Below are 15,666 nucleotides of genomic sequence, written 5' to 3'. Positions count from 1 at the left end.
CGAAGCCACCCTCGCCTCGATCCTCCTCGCCGCGGCGTACCCGCGCAGCTGACGCAGCGAGCCTCGAAGGGCTGGTGAACCGGCCGTCGTCAGGGTCGAAAGGGTCCGCTCCCTGAGAAGCGCCCCGATCCGACTGCCGAACCTCAACCCGACCGACAGACGTCGATCGAAGTCTGCCAGCCGGGTTGACGTCGACCGGTAACTAGGTGGGCGACGGTGTCTCACCAGCCCTTCGAGGCTCGCTGCGCTCGCACCTCAGGGAGCGATGGACGACGCGCAACCACACTCGCACCCGCAGGGAGCGATGGACGACGCGCGCAACCACACTCGCACCCGCAGGGAACGATAGACGACGGGCGCAACCACACTCGCACCTCGGGGAGCGAGTGGGCCGCGTCGCCACTCAGCCCAGCGGCTAACGCTCCTCGCACCTCAGGGAACAGGGGCCGGGACGGGCGGGACGCCTTCGGCCGGAGCACCTTCGACGGGTGGGGGCGGCGGGTAGACCAGGTCGTTGACGCGGTAGACGACGGCCTCGCCTTGACGGAAGACCTCGGTCAATCCGGGAGCGCCGTTCTCGCGCAGTTCGAGGAACGGGTCGCCCTGGTGGCCGTTTGCCGGGTCGGGCCGGCCGCGCTGGAACTCCCAGTAGCTCGTCGGCGAGTCGATCACGTAGTGCACGTTCATGTCCCGGACGATCTGGTCGATCGCAGGGTCGGCGCCGATCTTCGCGACACCCCAGAAGAGGTCGCGCTGCCGGTCGGAGAATTCGTTGGCCCGGTAGAACGGGAACATCGGGGTGACGCCGGTGACCGGGTACAGCCAGCCCGTGCCCTGGTCGAGGTTGTTCAGGACGAGCACGTCCTGCGCGTCGGGCTGTGATGCCAGCCAGGCGTAGGCGGCGAGGTCGTCGGGGCCGACGTACTTGCCGCCACGTTCCTTCGAGGCGATCTGTGCGTTCGGCGGGTAGCGGACCACTGCGGCGCCGGCGATCAGCGCGAGCAGCACCACGTAGGTCGCCGCGACCAGCCAACCCGCGCGTGCGGTGCCCTTGGCGGTCGTCTCGTCGGACTGACCGAACCGCCGCCCGACGACGCCGATCAGCGCGACCACCGCCACGCCGATAGCGACACCCGCCGCCGCTGCCGAGAAGATCGCGACGACGAACGTGAGTCGGTGCGGCGAGTTGTAGAAGTAGCCGCCGATCGCGCCGAGCGGGTACGACAGCGGACCGAGCGACACCACCGAGTTGGTGGTCACCAGCGCGAAGACCACCCAGACGGCGAGTCCAGCCCAGCAGCGCAGCCAGGCCAGCACCCCGAGGCCGAGAACCGTCACGATGATCAGCGGCCAGATCGGGAAGTGGTTGAGCTCCAGCGGGATCGTGCCGTTGAACGCGCCTTGCGCCAGGCCGCGCAGCACCCCGATCCCTTCCTCCCGGAAGTCGAAGAACGGGAGTTCGTTGGTGTCGGCGACCCGGATCGTGCCTATCACCACGGGGAAGATCAGGATCATCGTGAGCACGGCGGTGACGGCGAGTGTCGCGAGATCGGCGAGACGACTCGTCGCCGGACGCCACAGTCCCTCGCACAGCCACCACAGTCCGACGATGACGCCGACAAGGATCAGACCCGAAGGATGCGTTGCCGTCACGCCTGCCACGGCCAGGGCGGCGGGCGCCACCCGCGACCGGTCACGGACGACGCTGAGAACCAGGACCGCCGCGACCGGAGCAAGGCTCACGCCGACGGCGTTGGGCACCGAGGTCAACTGCACCTCGACATACGGGAGCGACGGGAACAGCGCGGAGACAGCGGCGGCGGTGCCGGCGATGAGCGCAGAATTGTCGACGTCGTAGCGGTGACGGGCGAACCAGTAGGCCAACGATGCCACACCCAGCGGGACCGTGACAGCCAGCACCGCAGGCGAATACGTGTTGTACAGCTCGACGGGGTTCGCGCCGGTCAGCGGGAACAGCAAGGCGCCCAGTGCGTGCCACGTGTTCGGGTAGTAATTGAACCCCTGGGTGTCGTAGTTCATCAGCTCGCCCATGCGCATGGCCGAACCGACACCCGTCTCGTCGATCCACCGCAGGGAACTGGCGTGCCACAACGAGTCCCATACCTGCGAGATGTTGTTCAGGCCCGCGAAGGCGGTCTTGGCCACCGGTCGGATGCAGGTGATCGCGATGATGAGTCCACCGAGTCCGAGGCCTGCCCCCGCGCGCAGCATCGCGGTGCGCCCGACGCGTTGCTCACCGGTGTCCGCCGGTGCCGGCGCGAGGCGACGCCCGATTCCGGTACCGAGCAGGCGCGCATACAGCCAGGCACCGACGAGCGCCAGGACCAGACCGACGAGCGCCGACACCGCGTTCCATTCGAAGCCGACCGCCGAGTACAGGACGGTGAGGATGGAGACCAGGGCGAAGGTGATGGCGGGTCCGGCCGCGAACGCCACCGGCCACGGCAGGTTCATCCGCCGCCCCACGAAGGCGCCCGGGAGTATCAGCACCAGCGCGGACACGATCACGACCCACGCAGCCAGCACCATCACCCCGCGCCTTTCCACACTCGCTCGTCACACCCCGCGGTTGGGACCCGCTTCTGCTCCCTGGCGAGCCCCGACCAAACACTCAGCAGGGTACCCGGCGTCGTCTCAGTGCGACTGTCCGGTGACGACGCCCTCGTCGCGCATCGGCTGCTCGACGACCTCCGGCCGGACCTCCGGGCGATGCCTGGTGTGCCCCGACGCGGCGACCGCGAGGCAGGCCAGCGCGGCGATCGCACCGAACAGGAACATCTCCGTGTAGGTGATCGAGGTCCAGGTCTCGGTGATCCACGCCAGGAGCGCGGGGACTGCGAAGCCCAGGTAGGTCACGCTGTAGAAGACGGCGGTCAGACCGGCGAGGTCGTCGGGCCCGGCGAGGCGCTGCACCTCGAGGAGGCCGGCGATCAGCGCCATGCCGTAGCCGCAACCCAGCAGCGTCGCGGCGACCAGCGACAGCCACACCGTCAGCACGTGCGCGGCCAGCGCGGCGACCAGCATGCCCGCGACCAGGGTCGTGAGGGCGACGACCACGCCGCGCGAGCTCCCCGGCACGTCGATGCGTCGGCCCACCGATTGAATACCGAATCCGGCACCGAGTCCCAGGACACAACACAGTGCCGCGAACGCGATCGGCGCGCCGGAGGTCCGTGCCGACATCAGCGCCGGGATGATCGCGTACGCCGACGCGGCAGCACCGAAGACCCACGGCGCGACCGGCAGGACGACGAAGATGAACCGTCGGTGACCGGCAGCCGGGATACGCAGGTCGTCGACCAGACGGCCCGGCGTCGAACTGCGGAATCGTGTCTCCGGCACGACCGTCAGCAGGGCTCCCGCGCACACCGCGATGGCGATGTTCACCAGATACGGCAGCACATGCGGCCACGGACCCCACTGGGCGAGGACGCCGGCGACGCCCGCACCGATGCCGAATCCGGCGGTCAGGCTCATCGCCGCCCGTCCGGCGCCGGCCCCCGCCCGCGCACCGTCGCGGTCGGACAGTTCCTTGATCCAGCTGCCGCCGACGGCCATCGACAGGCCGAGGGCAATGCCGCTGCAGATACGCCCCGTGGTCAGCAGGGTCACCGACTGCGACCCCGCGGCCAGCAACACCGAACCCAACGCGGCGAACACCGGCGCAGGCAGCATGAGCGGCCGTCGGCCGAAGCGGTCCGACAGCGGCCCACCGATCAGCAGCGCGGGCACGATGCCCAGGACGTAGGCGAACAGCAGGGCGTCGACGACGACCGGCGACAGATCGGTGATCTGCCGGTACAAGACCAGCAGCGGGGTGAACTCGTTGCCGCCCCACGCGGTCGCGAAGACGGCCAGCGAGACGGCGGGCCATCCGAAGCGGTTGCGGTTGTCGGTCATGCGGGTTCTCCCGAGAGATCGTGGACACCGGCGAGGTGCCCTGCCAAGAGGTGTTCGAAACGGTCGGCGTCCGCGGATTCGATGGCGCCGAGGAGGTCGAGGTGATCGGTGAGGATGCGCGTCGCCACCGCGGCGTCGCGATGCACCGAGGCGATCGTCATGCGTCGGTGACGCTCCCCCAACGTCGTGTAGAAGTCGGCGAGGAGCGGATTGTCGCCGGCCGCGGCGATGAGCTGGTGGAACTCGGCGTCGAGGCGCGAGAACTCGGCCGCGTCGGTGGCGTCGGCGCGTCGATGGGCATCGAGGTTGTCGCGGAGGCGCGCCACCAGTTGGGCGACTGCGGCGGGCCGGGACGTGACCGACCGGACGGCATGTCCCTCGAGGAGGCGCCGAGCGTCGACGACGTCGCGCTTCTCGCGGTCGCCGATCGGCACCACGAGCGCTCCCCGCTTCGGGTAGAGCCGCATCCATCCCTCGGTCTCGAGACGCAGGAACGCCTCACGCACGGGGGTGCGGCTGACCGAGCACTTCGAGGCGATCTCACCCTCGCTGATCAGCTCACCGCCGGCGATCTCATTTGTGAGAATCTGCTCCTTGACCTCGGCATATACGCGCTCAGCAGCGGATTCAGCAGAGGTATGCGACATAGACACAAGTTGTACCTTACCAATGTCCGATGAAGCCGTCACCAGCAGCGACCCGGCTTCCAGAACGGTCCCAAGCAGTGAGACACTTAATGCGGCCGTAACGAGCGTCACCCTCGCTCGAGCGCCCGATTCGCGTCCGCCGAGCTACCCGCCCCGGCGTCGATGCGGATCTCGATAGCTCGCGGGCAGCGTGGCCGGCGAGACGATGCAACCCGCGTTTCGCGGTATTCAGGAGGACCCGACCGTGACAAGCACGGAGGACACACGTATGGGCGACACCCCGTTCACCGAACCGACCATTGCCGATCTACCGATCACCGACGACGAGATCTTCTTGGCGCATGCCGGCGGCAAGCTGTCGGTCGAGCTGCGGGCGCCCATCGACACCCAGCGCGACCTGTCGATCGCCTACACCCCGGGCGTCGCCCAGGTGTCGCGCGCGATCGACACCGACGCCACCCTGGTGAACAAGTACACCTGGACCGACCGTCTGGTGGCCGTGGTGAGCGACGGATCGGCCGTGCTCGGCCTCGGTGACATCGGCCCGCGTGCGTCGCTGCCGGTCATGGAGGGCAAGTCCGCACTGTTCCGCAGCTTCGCCGGACTCAACTCGATCCCGATCGTTCTCGACACCAAGGACCCCGACGAGATCGTCGAGACCCTCATCCGTCTGCGTCCGAGCTTCGGTGCGGTCAACCTCGAGGACATCTCGGCACCGCGCTGCTTCGAGATCGAGCGTCGCGTCATCGAGGCCCTCGACTGCCCGGTCATGCACGACGACCAGCACGGCACCGCGATCGTGGTTCTCGCCGCCCTCAAGGGCGCCGTCACCCACCTCGGCCGTGACATCACCAGCCTGCGCGTCGTCATCTCCGGCGCCGGCGCCGCGGGCGTCGCATGTGCCAACATCCTGCTCGCCGTCGGCATCACCGACGTCATCGTGCTCGACTCGAAGGGCATCGTCTCCGAGGGCCGCGACGGCCTCAACGAGTCGAAGGCCGACCTGGCGGCGCGCACCAACCCGCGCGGCCTGACCGGCGGTGCGGTGGAGGCACTCGACGGCGCCGACGTCTTCATCGGCGTCTCGGCCGGCCTCATCCCCGAGGAGATCATCGCGTCGATGAGCGACGACGCGATCGTGTTCGCGCTGTCGAACCCCGATCCGGAGATCCACCCCGAGGTCGCCGCCAAGTACGCGGCCGTCGTCGCAACGGGACGCAGCGACTTCCCGAATCAGATCAACAACGTGCTCGCCTTCCCGGGCGTCTTCAAGGGCGCGCTCGACGCGGGCGCACGCCGGATCAGCGAGGGCATGAAGATCGCTGCGGCAGACGCGATCTTCTCGGTGGCGTCTGATGACCTGCGTGCCGATCGCATCGTGCCGAGCCCGCTCGACGACCGGGTCGCACCGGCCGTCGCGGCCGCGGTCGCCAAGGCGGCGCAGGACGAGGGTCTCTGCTCGTAAGATTCTGTGTCACAAGCCGGTTCGATCACCTCGATCGAACCGGCTTGTTTCGTTTCCAGCTGTTTCAGTCCCGTCCCTGCCAGGTGCACAGGCAGATCTCGTTGCCCTCGGGGTCGGCGAGAATCCACCACGCCGGTGCGAACTCATCCGACAACAGTTGGCCACCGGCGGTGATCGCCGCCTGCAGCCGTTCGTGTACCTCGTCATGCGGTAGGCAGAGGTCGAAGTGGATTCGGTTACGTTGCGGGCGAGGCTCATCCATCTGCTGGAACCACACCGACGGCAACCGCCCGGCCGGGTCGGCGAGCTCCGCGAGTTCCTTGTCGTTCCCGTCGGAGTAACCCAGAACGGCCTGCCAGAACGGACGGATCGCCCCGATGTCCATGGCGTCGATCGCCAGTTCGGTCGCCGTTACCGGGTCCGTGAGTTTCTCGAGCGCCATCTCGGCGGCGATCCCGGTGATCCGGTTGGCCAGGGCCACATCGGCTTCGGTCAGCTGATGCGCGCTGTGTGTCGTGAGGGTGAGATGTACTGAGCCGTACCGCAGGTCGGCGTCGGGATGATGGTTGGCTTCCTCTGCCGCGTCGACGATCTTGGCGACGAACTCGAGCCCCCGCACCATCGACCCGGTGCGGTAGGCGGCCACGAGCTTGTCGGCGACGACGCGCCACGGGTCGGCGACGACCTCGGTGGCTTGCTTGGCGGTGAGCGGTGCACGCGTGGACCCGGTCATACTCCCCCATGCTGCCTGCTCGGCCGGAGATGCGAAAGGGCCACCTGTCGGTCGATTTTCTTGAGTTGAGACTCACGCGGCCCGCGGCTGCCACGTGCAGAGGCAGATCTCGTTGCCTTCGGCGTCGGCGAGCGTCCACCATTCAGGCGCGAAGTCATCGCTGAGCAGCCGGCCACCGGCGGCAAGGGCCGAGCGCAGACGTTCTTGCACCTCGTCATGCGGCATCCGCAGGTCGATGTGTATCCGATTGCGCTCCGGGCGCGGGGAATCCATCTGCTGGAACCAGACCGACGGTAGTCGTCCGGCCGGGTCGACCAGGTCGATGATCTCGTCGGCGGGCACGTCGGAGTAGCCCAGGACCGCTTTCCAGAACGGCCGGATGGCATCGATGTCGAGGGCATCTATCGCAAGGTCGAATCGGCTGACGGGAGTGGGCGTCTTCTCGAGATCCATGTCGTCGGCGATGGCCGCGATCCGGTTCGCGAGAGCCACGTCTTCCTCGGTGATCTGGTGCGTGCTGTGTGTCATGAGCACGAGATGCACAGAGTTGTACCTCAGGTCGATGTCGGGATGGTGCCCAGCGTCTTCGGCGGCGTCGATGATTCTGTTCACGAACTCGCCACCGCGCACCATCGAACCGGTGCGATAAGCCGCTTGGAGCGTGTATGCGAGTACCCGCCACGGATCGACGACGGCGTCGGACGCTTGTCGTCTGGTGAGTGGCGTTCTGTCGGAGCCGGTCATGATCACCCATGGTGCACGCTCACCGGACGATGGGACAGGGGCGTCTGTACAGAGTGCGGGCTGAGTATCCGATTCCGGTAATCAGCCCGCAGTTCGAAGAAGCTGTCAGCGTCGGTTCGATGTAGCTGCCGCGAGCTTCGCGATGGACTCGATCGTTGCCGGCAAGAACCCGCGGCGGGCGTCCTCGTCGAGCGCGGTCCCGGCGCCGAGGACCGGGTCGTAGTCGAGGCCGATCACCGTGCCGACCGACCCGGACACCACGCCGACGAGCATGTCCGCGAGGCCCGTCTGCTGCTGTACCGGCAGCTGGGAGTCGATCACGACGACGGTGCTCTCGAGTACGCCGGCGCGGTCCCACTCCGTGAAGATGACACGTGCCCGGTTGAGCAGGTCTGGGCGCGGACTGATCACGAGGACCGGCGTGAGGTTCGGGAGGTCGTCTTCGGCGAGTTCGGGCAGCAGCGTCAGCGGGTGCGCACCGGCGTCGATCACCGGTACTGCTCCCTGACGCCACACCTCGACGACGGCGTCGGTGACCGCCGCCTCGTCGGGCGGCAACCACAGGCCCGTGCCCGACGCGGTGCGCAACAACTCCTCGTTACCTGTTCCGCGGAGACGGAGTTCGATGTCGCAATCGTTGCCGGAAGCGTCGACCCACCACGAGAGCAGGCCGAGGCTCGTCGCGGCGCGATGTTCGGCAAGGAGTGCCGACACGACAGACGTGCCGACCCCGCCTGCGGTGCCACAAACAACGACGGCCCGCTCATCCCAGATCTGCGGGTCGCCGTCTCGAAGTGTTGGAGCAGTCATCGTCGATCAGGGTACGGGGTCACGCGTAGTTGCCATGGTGAAGCGGATTCACGCTGACTCATCATCTGACACGACCCTTCTAGGGGACAAGCATGTGAAAACCCACGAGACCACCTGTGGGTGTTCTGACCGGGTTGTTCACGGCGTACGTCGTGATACCAATAGTCGCCGGTCCCGATCCCGTCGGGACATCCCACACCTTCTTCTCACCGGGACGGGGACCGAACGTCGCCGACACCCATTTGTGCAGTGCATAGCCCCGAAGACCGGTGTACGTGGTCTGGAAGAGTACGCGACACTTGGGATTTCGTTTCCAGCTCGCTCCGTCACCGCCGAAGCCACCTGACCGTGCAGTCACACGAACCACACCGCGCTTATCGTTCGGAGTCTGAATCGCGAGATTGACGGTGCCACGGCACAGTGAATGGTCACCCATAGTCGCGAGATTGTTGCCGTAGAGCGCGATGTTCGGGATGGGGGCAGCGGCCGTCTCGCCCGAACCCACCAGGGCGGACACAGCCGCGAAAACACCAACAGTTAATCCGATGAACAGTCTTTTCATTCAGTTTCTCCTCGTCTCCGTCGCTTTTTCTTTCCCGCGTGCCCAATTCGCGAGGCGAACGCCTTTTCCCGTTGTCCGACTGTGCCCGAGTCCAATCCCGAACCGACTTCTCGACACCCGCACCGAGAACCGGGCAACCGTCATCACGGTGAGTGCCGCGCCAACCAGCACCATTAAGAGTCGCTTCGTCTCATCCCCGTTGCGTTCGTTGGGAGCGCGCGGGGAACTACGGCCAGGCAGTGAAACATACGGCAAAACATGAAATCGAGACGCCGTACCACTGCATCACCCGAACGGTGTTAGTGCGCGCGTGTTTCTGAACCGAGGCCTTTCGTACAGCGGTTGGAACCCGGATTGGGCTACGGGACGATCATGAAGAACGCGGGCCCCGCCGGCGATTGCGGGATTCGTAAAGGACTGTTCGCCGCATAGGTCGTAATCCCGATATACCCCGGCCCTGAACCTGTTAGTACGTCCCAAACCTTCTTCTCGCCGGCACGCGGTCCGAACGAACCCGTGGTCCACTTCTCCAGGAACAGACCTCTACCACTGTGAATTTCGGTTTTGAAGAGGACACGGCACCGTGGGTTCTTCTTCCAACCTGCCCCCTCACCGAGGAATCCGTGAGAAGTCGCCGTCACTTTCACCAATCCCCGCTTCTTGGCCACCGAGTCAATCCGATAGGTGATAGCACCCCGGCAGAGGGAATGGTCGCCGAAGGTCCCGAAAGTGTTCCCATTGGTGTTCAGCTGTTGAAGCGGTCCTGCATCGGCTTGACCGGTACCCACGGTGACGCTAGCGACCACCGTTAACACTCCCGCCAACAGTACGAATAGTCTTTTCATCAATTCCTCACTTAAACAATAGCGTGCAGTTGGTTTGATTTCTCGACGCATTCGCGGAGTGGAGCGCTTAGCGAGCTTGCTCGGCTGGCCAGAGAATATCGCTACCGGGTACGGCCTTCTTCAAATGGTCCGACTGTGCCCGAGTCCAATCCCGAACCGACTTCTCGACACCCGCACCGAGAACCGCATACGGTGCGCGAGCCTGTGCACCGGACCAGTTGTACGAGGTCGTACCGACCCTGGCCTTCACGTCACCGCGACTGTTGACCACGTAGTCAACGGCTGGGAGACCTGACTTGCGAGCCTCCTCAGCAGACAGCTGAAACTCGAACTGATTTGGGCCCTCGGCCTCGGGCGCCGCATGGCGCGGACCATCGTTCTTCCAAGGTTCTTCCGGATTTGCACCCGGATCGCCGGCACCCAGCGAGTACGCCAGGAGACCACCCGCGGCGCCTCCGATAGCGAACCCGAGCGCAGCACCCGCTGCAGCACCACCGACACCACCAACAGCGGCTCCGATACCGGCTCCTGCGAGCGAATCGATTCCCGAGGTAGCGCAATAAGTGAAAACGCAACCAACGACGGCTCCTGCGATCGCACCGACCCCTGCCCCACCAACAGCACCCACCACCGCCGCCGGAATACCAAGCGCCACAGCACCAGCCGTACCACCAGCCATCACACCGATGATCGTGGCAGCAGCACGACGACTGGCCTCATCCTCCGGCACACCCACCGAGATCAAACCCTGAGCGATCTTCGCCTCGCCATACGCCGACCACGCGTTGATCGAATTGACATCCTCCGACGACACACCCTGCGGAACATCGGTCACGAAGTTACCCACACGAATCTTGTCCGGCGGCGGCGCAATCGGACGCACCGGCGGAGCAACCCGCGGCGCAACAGGATTGGTGATCGCCGGCGAATACGGCTGCTGGTAACTCTGCGACAACGACTGGTCATACGACTGATACGGAGCCTCCACCGGCGGACCCGGAATCGACCCCGGACCCGGAACCACAACCGGCTGCACCACCGCATCACCCGGAGCCGGAGCACCCGGCGCAACATCCGACGGACTCGTACCACCCTGACCCGGCGCCGAATCCAACGGATCAGTGCCACCCTGCTCCGGAACAGCAAACGCCGCACCCGCACCAGCAGTAATCGACACTGCCACAACAGCAGACGTCACCGACAAGACCGGACCACTCGGGGCCCGACGCCTACGATGCCGACCTCGACTCTGGGTCATCTCAGCACTACCTTTCTGCGCCATCCGAATGGCTCTGTGTCTGAACTCATTCGACGGACTTGATGGATTGGATGTAGGTCTTGCCGCCCGTTGTGGACGTGCGGATGACCTGGCGATAGGTGATGGGCGCCGCGTCGGGCTGCAATTCGGTGAGCACCACCGAGTACTCGCCGGGAGCCCGTTCGGTGATCTTCAGACAGTGGCGCGTGCCGATCGGGCGTTGATCGATGTACTGCTGCATCACGTACTCGGAGGCGACGGCCCCCGGGGCTGCCACTGCGCGTGCGGCTTTCGCCGACCGCAACACGTAGTAGGCGTGGTTGAACGCGCGGATCGCGCCCGGGCCGGACTCTTGGTCGCCCTTCTCGTCGTCATTCGACACCGTGGTCCCCGAACCGACGGGACGCTGCGCGCAGGCCGGGTGACTGACCACCCCCGACGTCGACGGCGCCTCTGTGGGCGAGGTGGACTCCGTGGTGTCCGCGGCGACCACGGGGCCCTCCGAACCACCACTGGCGAGGGTGACAGCGGCGACCACTGTGGCGACAATCACAAGAATTGCGGCTGCCGCACCCGCGATTCGCGGTCCCGAACCGAGGAATCGTCGCCAACCGGGAGCCGTGCCGGACACAGCCTTTCGCTTCGCGCGGACCGACTTCCCGGCCTCGGCGAGGAAGGAATCGAGATCGGACGACGGCTTTGCCGGGACTTCGGCGAGCGGGGCCTCGAACCTCGGCGCCGACGGCTCTACCGGCGGGGCCGGGGCGTCGAGCACGGCCACCGCGGCGCCGCCGACATCGCCCTGAACTGCGTCGACGGAACGGAATCGCGCGAGGTAAGCGGCCAGATCGACTGCCGGCGTGGCACCGGACGACGGCCACGCGGGAACGTCGGGAAACCACAGCGAGTGCGGACGCGGCAGCACCATGAGACCCCTCCCCCCCGGATGGTGATCGTCGTCGTCAGTTGTGCACGCGACGACACGACACCAAAAAGGAAGATCCCCCCGGGCGCCGGCACTGCCGTCGCTGATCTCGGGTCACCCTACAACAGCTCTCAGCAACATCTCAGACGAGTTCCACAGGCATCGCACGCACCGCTACCCGGACTGTCTGCGCAGCCACGGCGCCCTCGCTACGGTCGAAGGTGTGCTCCTCACAGCAGCTGTAGCGCGCGGGATCGCCGACGGTTCGGTCGACCTCGCCTTCCGACGTTGGGGGCATCCACGCATCCGGCCCGGGTCGAGCTTCATCGCACTGACGCACGTCATCGAGGTGACGTCGATGGAGCGCGTGGATCCTGCACAGATCACCCCGAAGGAGGCGCGACGGGCCGGCTACGAGAGCGTCGACGAGCTACGGGCCACCCTGTGCGTCAACACCCACAACCCCACGTACCGGATCGGACTCCGATGCATCGGGGAAGACCCGCGGATCGCACTGCGCGCCGATGACGATCTCTCCGACGACGACGTCGCGGACATCCGCTTGCGGCTCGACCGGATGGACGCCCGCTCCAAGAACGGCCCCTGGACGCGCGCCACCCTCGAGATCATCGGCCGCCGACCCGGCGTCGTGTCCACCGACCTCGCGGCCGAACTCGGCAGAGACCGAGCCGGTTTCAAGAACGACGTCACCAAATTGAAGAAACTCGGACTGACCGAGAGCCTCGAAGTCGGCTACGCACTCTCACCGCGCGGCGTCGAGTTCTGCCGTCGCGTCGACGATCATGGGTGACAATTCTCGTGTGAACCGACTTCGACCACGACTCGCCGCCGCCGCGGCCGCGCTGGCCGCTGCGTGCCTACTGCTCACCCCGGGCGCCGCGCAGGCCGCACCCTTCCCAGTCACCACGGATGCCAACCAGGCGATCGCCGAGCACTACCTGAGTCCGGCCACCGAGTCGCCGGCCGGCAGCAACCGGTTCGACTGCCGGGATCGGGAAGGCCGCGACCCAGTCGTCCTGCTGCACGCCACCGCGATGAACCAGAGCGCCAACTGGGCGTACCTCGCTCCCACCCTCGCCAACGCCGGCTACTGCGTCTTCAGCCTCACCTACGGCCAGGCGTCGTGGAGCGGCAACACCGGCGGTCTCGGTAACAAGGAACGGGCCGCGGCGCAGCAGGTCGCGCCATTCATCGACAGAGTGCTCACCGCAACCGGCGCCGCCAAGGTCGACCTCATCGGCCACAGCCAGGGCGGGGCGATCGCCCAACTGGTGACACAGCTCCCCGGTCGTGCCGCACAGGTGGACACCCTCATCTCCTTGTCGGCGTCGCACCAGGGAGTCTCGCGCGTCGGGTCGATCACCGACCGCCTGCCGGCACGAGCCCCGGGCCAGAGCTATTGGGGTCCACGGCACCCGTCTATCGACTACGTCAACTTCGCGACCCGCAACGACGAGATCTCGACGCCCTACACGAACACCCTCATGACGCCCGGCCCGAACGTCGTCAACACGCTGATCCAGGACGTGTGCCCGGCGTCGAAGATCGGTCACGTCGGTATGGCCTACTCCCCGACCGTCGCCGCGCTCGTCCGCAACGCGCTCGACCCTGCCCATCGCGTGCCGGTGGCGTGCGGCTCCGACTACCCGTTCTGAGCCCACAGCCCTCGCCGGAACCGCCAGCTCAGCCCAGGTTCGCGGGCCGCAGACAGTGCACCTGGGCGCAGGTGGCGATTCTGCGCGAGAGCACGTCCAGGCTCGCGAGCGGAGCCGGTTTTTGTTGCGGGCGATGGACTCGCTAGACTCGTTTCCGCTGCCTCGCGTAGCACGCCGCCCTAGCTCAGTCGGTAGAGCAATTCACTCGTAATGAATAGGTCAGGGGTTCGATTCCCCTGGGCGGCTCCACCAGGATCGTGCGACCTTCAACAGCACGACGCCCCTAGCCGATCAGCACCCCTGCCACACACCCACCGGCGAACCGCCTACACCAAACCCTTAGCCGGTCAAAGATAATTGCGTGCCAGGAATGTCGGTGTTAATCCATTTGGATGACACGCCCTGGGCCCCCTGCTCCATAGACTCCTTCCGACTGTAGGAGGGTCCATTGGGGGCACGTCGGGGAGGAAAGCACCGGTCTCAACCGGCGCGAACTGCCGCATCTTCTCGTAGACCATCGCGCGCGACAGCCACATCGCTGACGCTCAGCGCGCTGTCTCTCGGCACCGTCGTGCCGATCGCCGTCGCATCGACGAACGTCACCGCCGTCGTCGAATCCCTCATCGATCGTGAGATCGTGCGCGAGGCCACGCAACACGACAACACCAGCGACATGTTCCCTGACCTGCCCGACGGCACGGTCATGGTCGTCACCCCTGGGACCAACGACACCACGCTGATCCCGCGCAACCTGCCGTACGTCGGCGGGCGTCAGACGCTCATCATCAACTACCCCGAGTCCTTCGGACCCGTCATCGCCGGCCGCTCGAACAAGCTCGCACCGTTCGCGCCGGGCTACGACGAGTCCAAAGAACATGCGATGAACCAGAATCTGGCCGTCATGGCCGCGTTCGCCGACATGGGCGCGGACCGACCGTTCGTCGTCTACACCGGCTATTCACAGGGGGCCGATGCACTCGGTGACGCCGCCGAGAACCCGCGCGCCTATGACAATGACTTCCTGGTCCCGGGCAAGGACATGGTCGTCCTCGTCTCCGACCCGCGGAGCCCGTGGGGGATCAAGGCCTGGCTCGACACCATGCCGTTCCTGAAGCCATTCGTGGAGGTGGCCGGGATCGACGCCAACGGCGCCCGCGACCCCGGAGCCAGCGGCACCGTCAGAATCGTCTCGGTGATCGTCGTCGGCGACCCGGTCAGCAACTTCCAGTGGGTGGCGTACCGACCGGTCACGTCGCTCGTCGTCAACGCGGCGGGGTTCTTCACCATTCACTCGGGCAGCGGTCCGCATACGTACGGCGACGTCGAGCGCCTGGGTGACCCGAAGGAGTTCACCGCCGGCAACACCACGTACCTCGTCTACGATGCGGCGCATCCTCTGGCGCTGCTCGTGGCCACTGTCTACGACGCGCTCGGAATCGCCTACGACAAAGACGATCTCGCTCGTTGGGATGCGCTCGCCGAGGCCTACTACCCGACCCAGGCGCCGAATGCCGGAACCGCCGCAGTGCCGGTCACGGCTGCGGATTCGGTGAAACAGGACGCTCCTGGCGACGGATACACCGTCACCGTGCCGTCCGAGGTGGCGACCGGCGCGGAGAAGCCGGAGGGTCCGCCGGAAACGCGGGGGATCGTCCCGGTCGGCGCTGTGCCGCCGGCGGTCGACGACGCCCCCACCGATGACCGGGCGCCCGCCGCCGAGCGCGAGCCCGACCGCGGAGATTCCGGCGACCGACCCGACGACTCCGACAAACCGGATGCCGATCAGTCGGATTCGGGTTCCGATGGAGCATCGGGTTCGGACAACGGAGACTCCGGCGACAGCGGATCGTCGGATTCCGGCTCGTCGGCCGGTGGTCACGTCTCCCCAAGCACGAGCGCCGGCAACGATCGCGAGAAGTCCGACTCCTCCGAAACCGGTTCGGCCGGTGGGGATTCGTCGGGCCGCGAAGCCGCCTGATTCCCCACCGGCCGTGAGACTAGCTGGAGCCGAACAGGTTTCCTAGGCTGCCGTTACCCGAGTCGCCGCCCGCGTTGTCACCGCCGCCGTTGTCACCGCCGC

Annotated in this window: 14 protein-coding genes and 1 tRNA gene; 5 read left to right on the top strand and 10 right to left on the bottom strand. The window is 66.5% G+C overall.

Annotated elements, in window-relative coordinates:
* Positions 1-432: 432 nt before the first annotated feature.
* The 3 genes from OK17_RS15510 to OK17_RS15500 all read right to left on the bottom strand — a co-directional run bounded on the left by OK17_RS15510 (position 433) and on the right by OK17_RS15500 (position 4,568).
* Positions 433-2,550 carry a DUF6541 family protein gene (locus tag OK17_RS15510; protein WP_461417980.1) on the bottom strand — a complete coding sequence of 706 codons (2,118 nt, stop codon included), beginning with the start codon at positions 2,548-2,550 and terminating at the stop codon, positions 433-435.
* Positions 2,551-2,655: 105 nt separating this feature from the next.
* Entirely contained in the window at positions 2,656-3,921 is a 1,266-nt protein-coding gene (locus tag OK17_RS15505; protein ID WP_461417979.1) for an MFS transporter, read from the bottom strand.
* Positions 3,918-4,568 (bottom strand): GntR family transcriptional regulator, encoded by a 651-nt coding sequence (locus OK17_RS15500; protein ID WP_461417978.1) that lies wholly within the window; start codon positions 4,566-4,568, stop codon positions 3,918-3,920. The genes OK17_RS15505 and OK17_RS15500 overlap by 4 nt, the downstream gene beginning before the upstream one ends.
* Before the next feature lie 268 nt (positions 4,569-4,836).
* On the opposite strand from OK17_RS15500, the gene OK17_RS15495 reads away from it, so the two are divergent.
* Positions 4,837-6,033, top strand: a complete 1,197-nt coding sequence (locus tag OK17_RS15495) for an NAD(P)-dependent malic enzyme (RefSeq protein ID WP_461417982.1) — start codon at positions 4,837-4,839, stop codon at positions 6,031-6,033.
* Positions 6,034-6,097: 64 nt separating this feature from the next.
* Here the strand turns inward: OK17_RS15495 and OK17_RS15490 are convergent, their stop codons facing one another.
* From OK17_RS15490 to OK17_RS15460, 7 genes are all read right to left on the bottom strand, one after another.
* The gene (locus OK17_RS15490) at positions 6,098-6,766 is read right to left on the bottom strand and encodes a VOC family protein (protein WP_461417977.1); all 669 of its coding nucleotides are present in this window, start codon (positions 6,764-6,766) and stop codon (positions 6,098-6,100) included.
* Positions 6,767-6,838: 72 nt separating this feature from the next.
* On the bottom strand, positions 6,839-7,510 hold the full coding sequence (locus tag OK17_RS15485; protein ID WP_006866656.1) for a VOC family protein: 672 nt from the start codon (positions 7,508-7,510) through the stop codon (positions 6,839-6,841).
* A 105-nt stretch (positions 7,511-7,615) separates the two neighbouring features.
* A complete protein-coding gene (locus OK17_RS15480) occupies positions 7,616-8,320 on the bottom strand; it encodes a hypothetical protein (protein ID WP_232717659.1) in 705 nt (234 codons plus the stop codon).
* A gap of 79 nt (positions 8,321-8,399) precedes the next feature.
* Positions 8,400-8,882, bottom strand: coding sequence for an enoyl-CoA hydratase (locus tag OK17_RS15475; protein WP_461417976.1), 483 nt, complete (start codon positions 8,880-8,882; stop codon positions 8,400-8,402).
* A 359-nt stretch (positions 8,883-9,241) separates the two neighbouring features.
* Entirely contained in the window at positions 9,242-9,778 is a 537-nt protein-coding gene (locus tag OK17_RS15470) for an enoyl-CoA hydratase (protein ID WP_461417975.1), read from the bottom strand.
* A gap of 16 nt (positions 9,779-9,794) precedes the next feature.
* On the bottom strand, positions 9,795-10,985 hold the full coding sequence (locus OK17_RS15465; RefSeq protein WP_461417974.1) for a hypothetical protein: 1,191 nt from the start codon (positions 10,983-10,985) through the stop codon (positions 9,795-9,797).
* A 46-nt stretch (positions 10,986-11,031) separates the two neighbouring features.
* The gene (locus OK17_RS15460) at positions 11,032-11,913 is read right to left on the bottom strand and encodes a hypothetical protein (RefSeq protein ID WP_461417973.1); all 882 of its coding nucleotides are present in this window, start codon (positions 11,911-11,913) and stop codon (positions 11,032-11,034) included.
* 220 nt (positions 11,914-12,133) lie between these two features.
* Here OK17_RS15460 and OK17_RS15455 point away from each other — a divergent pair, with 220 nt between their 5' ends.
* The 4 genes from OK17_RS15455 to OK17_RS15440 all read left to right on the top strand — a co-directional run bounded on the left by OK17_RS15455 (position 12,134) and on the right by OK17_RS15440 (position 15,564).
* Complete coding sequence (locus OK17_RS15455; protein WP_461417972.1) at positions 12,134-12,721, top strand: ASCH domain-containing protein; 588 nt, start codon at positions 12,134-12,136, stop codon at positions 12,719-12,721.
* The gene (locus OK17_RS15450; RefSeq protein ID WP_461417971.1) at positions 12,714-13,586 is read left to right on the top strand and encodes an esterase/lipase family protein; all 873 of its coding nucleotides are present in this window, start codon (positions 12,714-12,716) and stop codon (positions 13,584-13,586) included. Before OK17_RS15455 ends, OK17_RS15450 begins: the two co-directional genes overlap by 8 nt.
* A 173-nt stretch (positions 13,587-13,759) precedes the next feature.
* Positions 13,760-13,835 (top strand) — tRNA-Thr (locus tag OK17_RS15445).
* Positions 13,836-14,157: 322 nt separating this feature from the next.
* A complete protein-coding gene (locus tag OK17_RS15440) occupies positions 14,158-15,564 on the top strand; it encodes a hypothetical protein (protein WP_461417970.1) in 1,407 nt (468 codons plus the stop codon).
* Positions 15,565-15,666 lie beyond the last annotated feature (102 nt).

The organism is Gordonia sp. GN26, from assembly GCF_054823965.1.
The sequence above is the reverse complement of the archived record's forward strand: the minus strand, read 5'-3'. Positions and strand labels throughout refer to the sequence as shown.

What these genes read in the sequence shown, in the direction of transcription:
- OK17_RS15475 (WP_461417976.1), bottom strand. Translation starts at nt 8,882, where the DNA reads ATGAAAAGACTGTTCATCGGATTAACTGTTGGTGTTTTCGCGGCTGTG.
- OK17_RS15495 (WP_461417982.1), top strand. Translation starts at nt 4,837, where the DNA reads ATGGGCGACACCCCGTTCACCGAACCGACCATTGCCGATCTACCGATC.
- OK17_RS15470 (WP_461417975.1), bottom strand. Translation starts at nt 9,778, where the DNA reads ATGCGTCGAGAAATCAAACCAACTGCACGCTATTGTTTAAGTGAGGAA.
- OK17_RS15510 (WP_461417980.1), bottom strand. Translation starts at nt 2,550, where the DNA reads ATGGTGCTGGCTGCGTGGGTCGTGATCGTGTCCGCGCTGGTGCTGATA.
- OK17_RS15500 (WP_461417978.1), bottom strand. Translation starts at nt 4,568, where the DNA reads ATGTCGCATACCTCTGCTGAATCCGCTGCTGAGCGCGTATATGCCGAG.
- OK17_RS15480 (WP_232717659.1), bottom strand. Translation starts at nt 8,320, where the DNA reads ATGACTGCTCCAACACTTCGAGACGGCGACCCGCAGATCTGGGATGAG.
- OK17_RS15465 (WP_461417974.1), bottom strand. Translation starts at nt 10,985, where the DNA reads ATGACCCAGAGTCGAGGTCGGCATCGTAGGCGTCGGGCCCCGAGTGGT.
- OK17_RS15485 (WP_006866656.1), bottom strand. Translation starts at nt 7,510, where the DNA reads ATGACCGGCTCCGACAGAACGCCACTCACCAGACGACAAGCGTCCGAC.
- OK17_RS15450 (WP_461417971.1), top strand. Translation starts at nt 12,714, where the DNA reads ATGGGTGACAATTCTCGTGTGAACCGACTTCGACCACGACTCGCCGCC.
- OK17_RS15505 (WP_461417979.1), bottom strand. Translation starts at nt 3,921, where the DNA reads ATGACCGACAACCGCAACCGCTTCGGATGGCCCGCCGTCTCGCTGGCC.
- OK17_RS15460 (WP_461417973.1), bottom strand. Translation starts at nt 11,913, where the DNA reads ATGGTGCTGCCGCGTCCGCACTCGCTGTGGTTTCCCGACGTTCCCGCG.
- OK17_RS15490 (WP_461417977.1), bottom strand. Translation starts at nt 6,766, where the DNA reads ATGACCGGGTCCACGCGTGCACCGCTCACCGCCAAGCAAGCCACCGAG.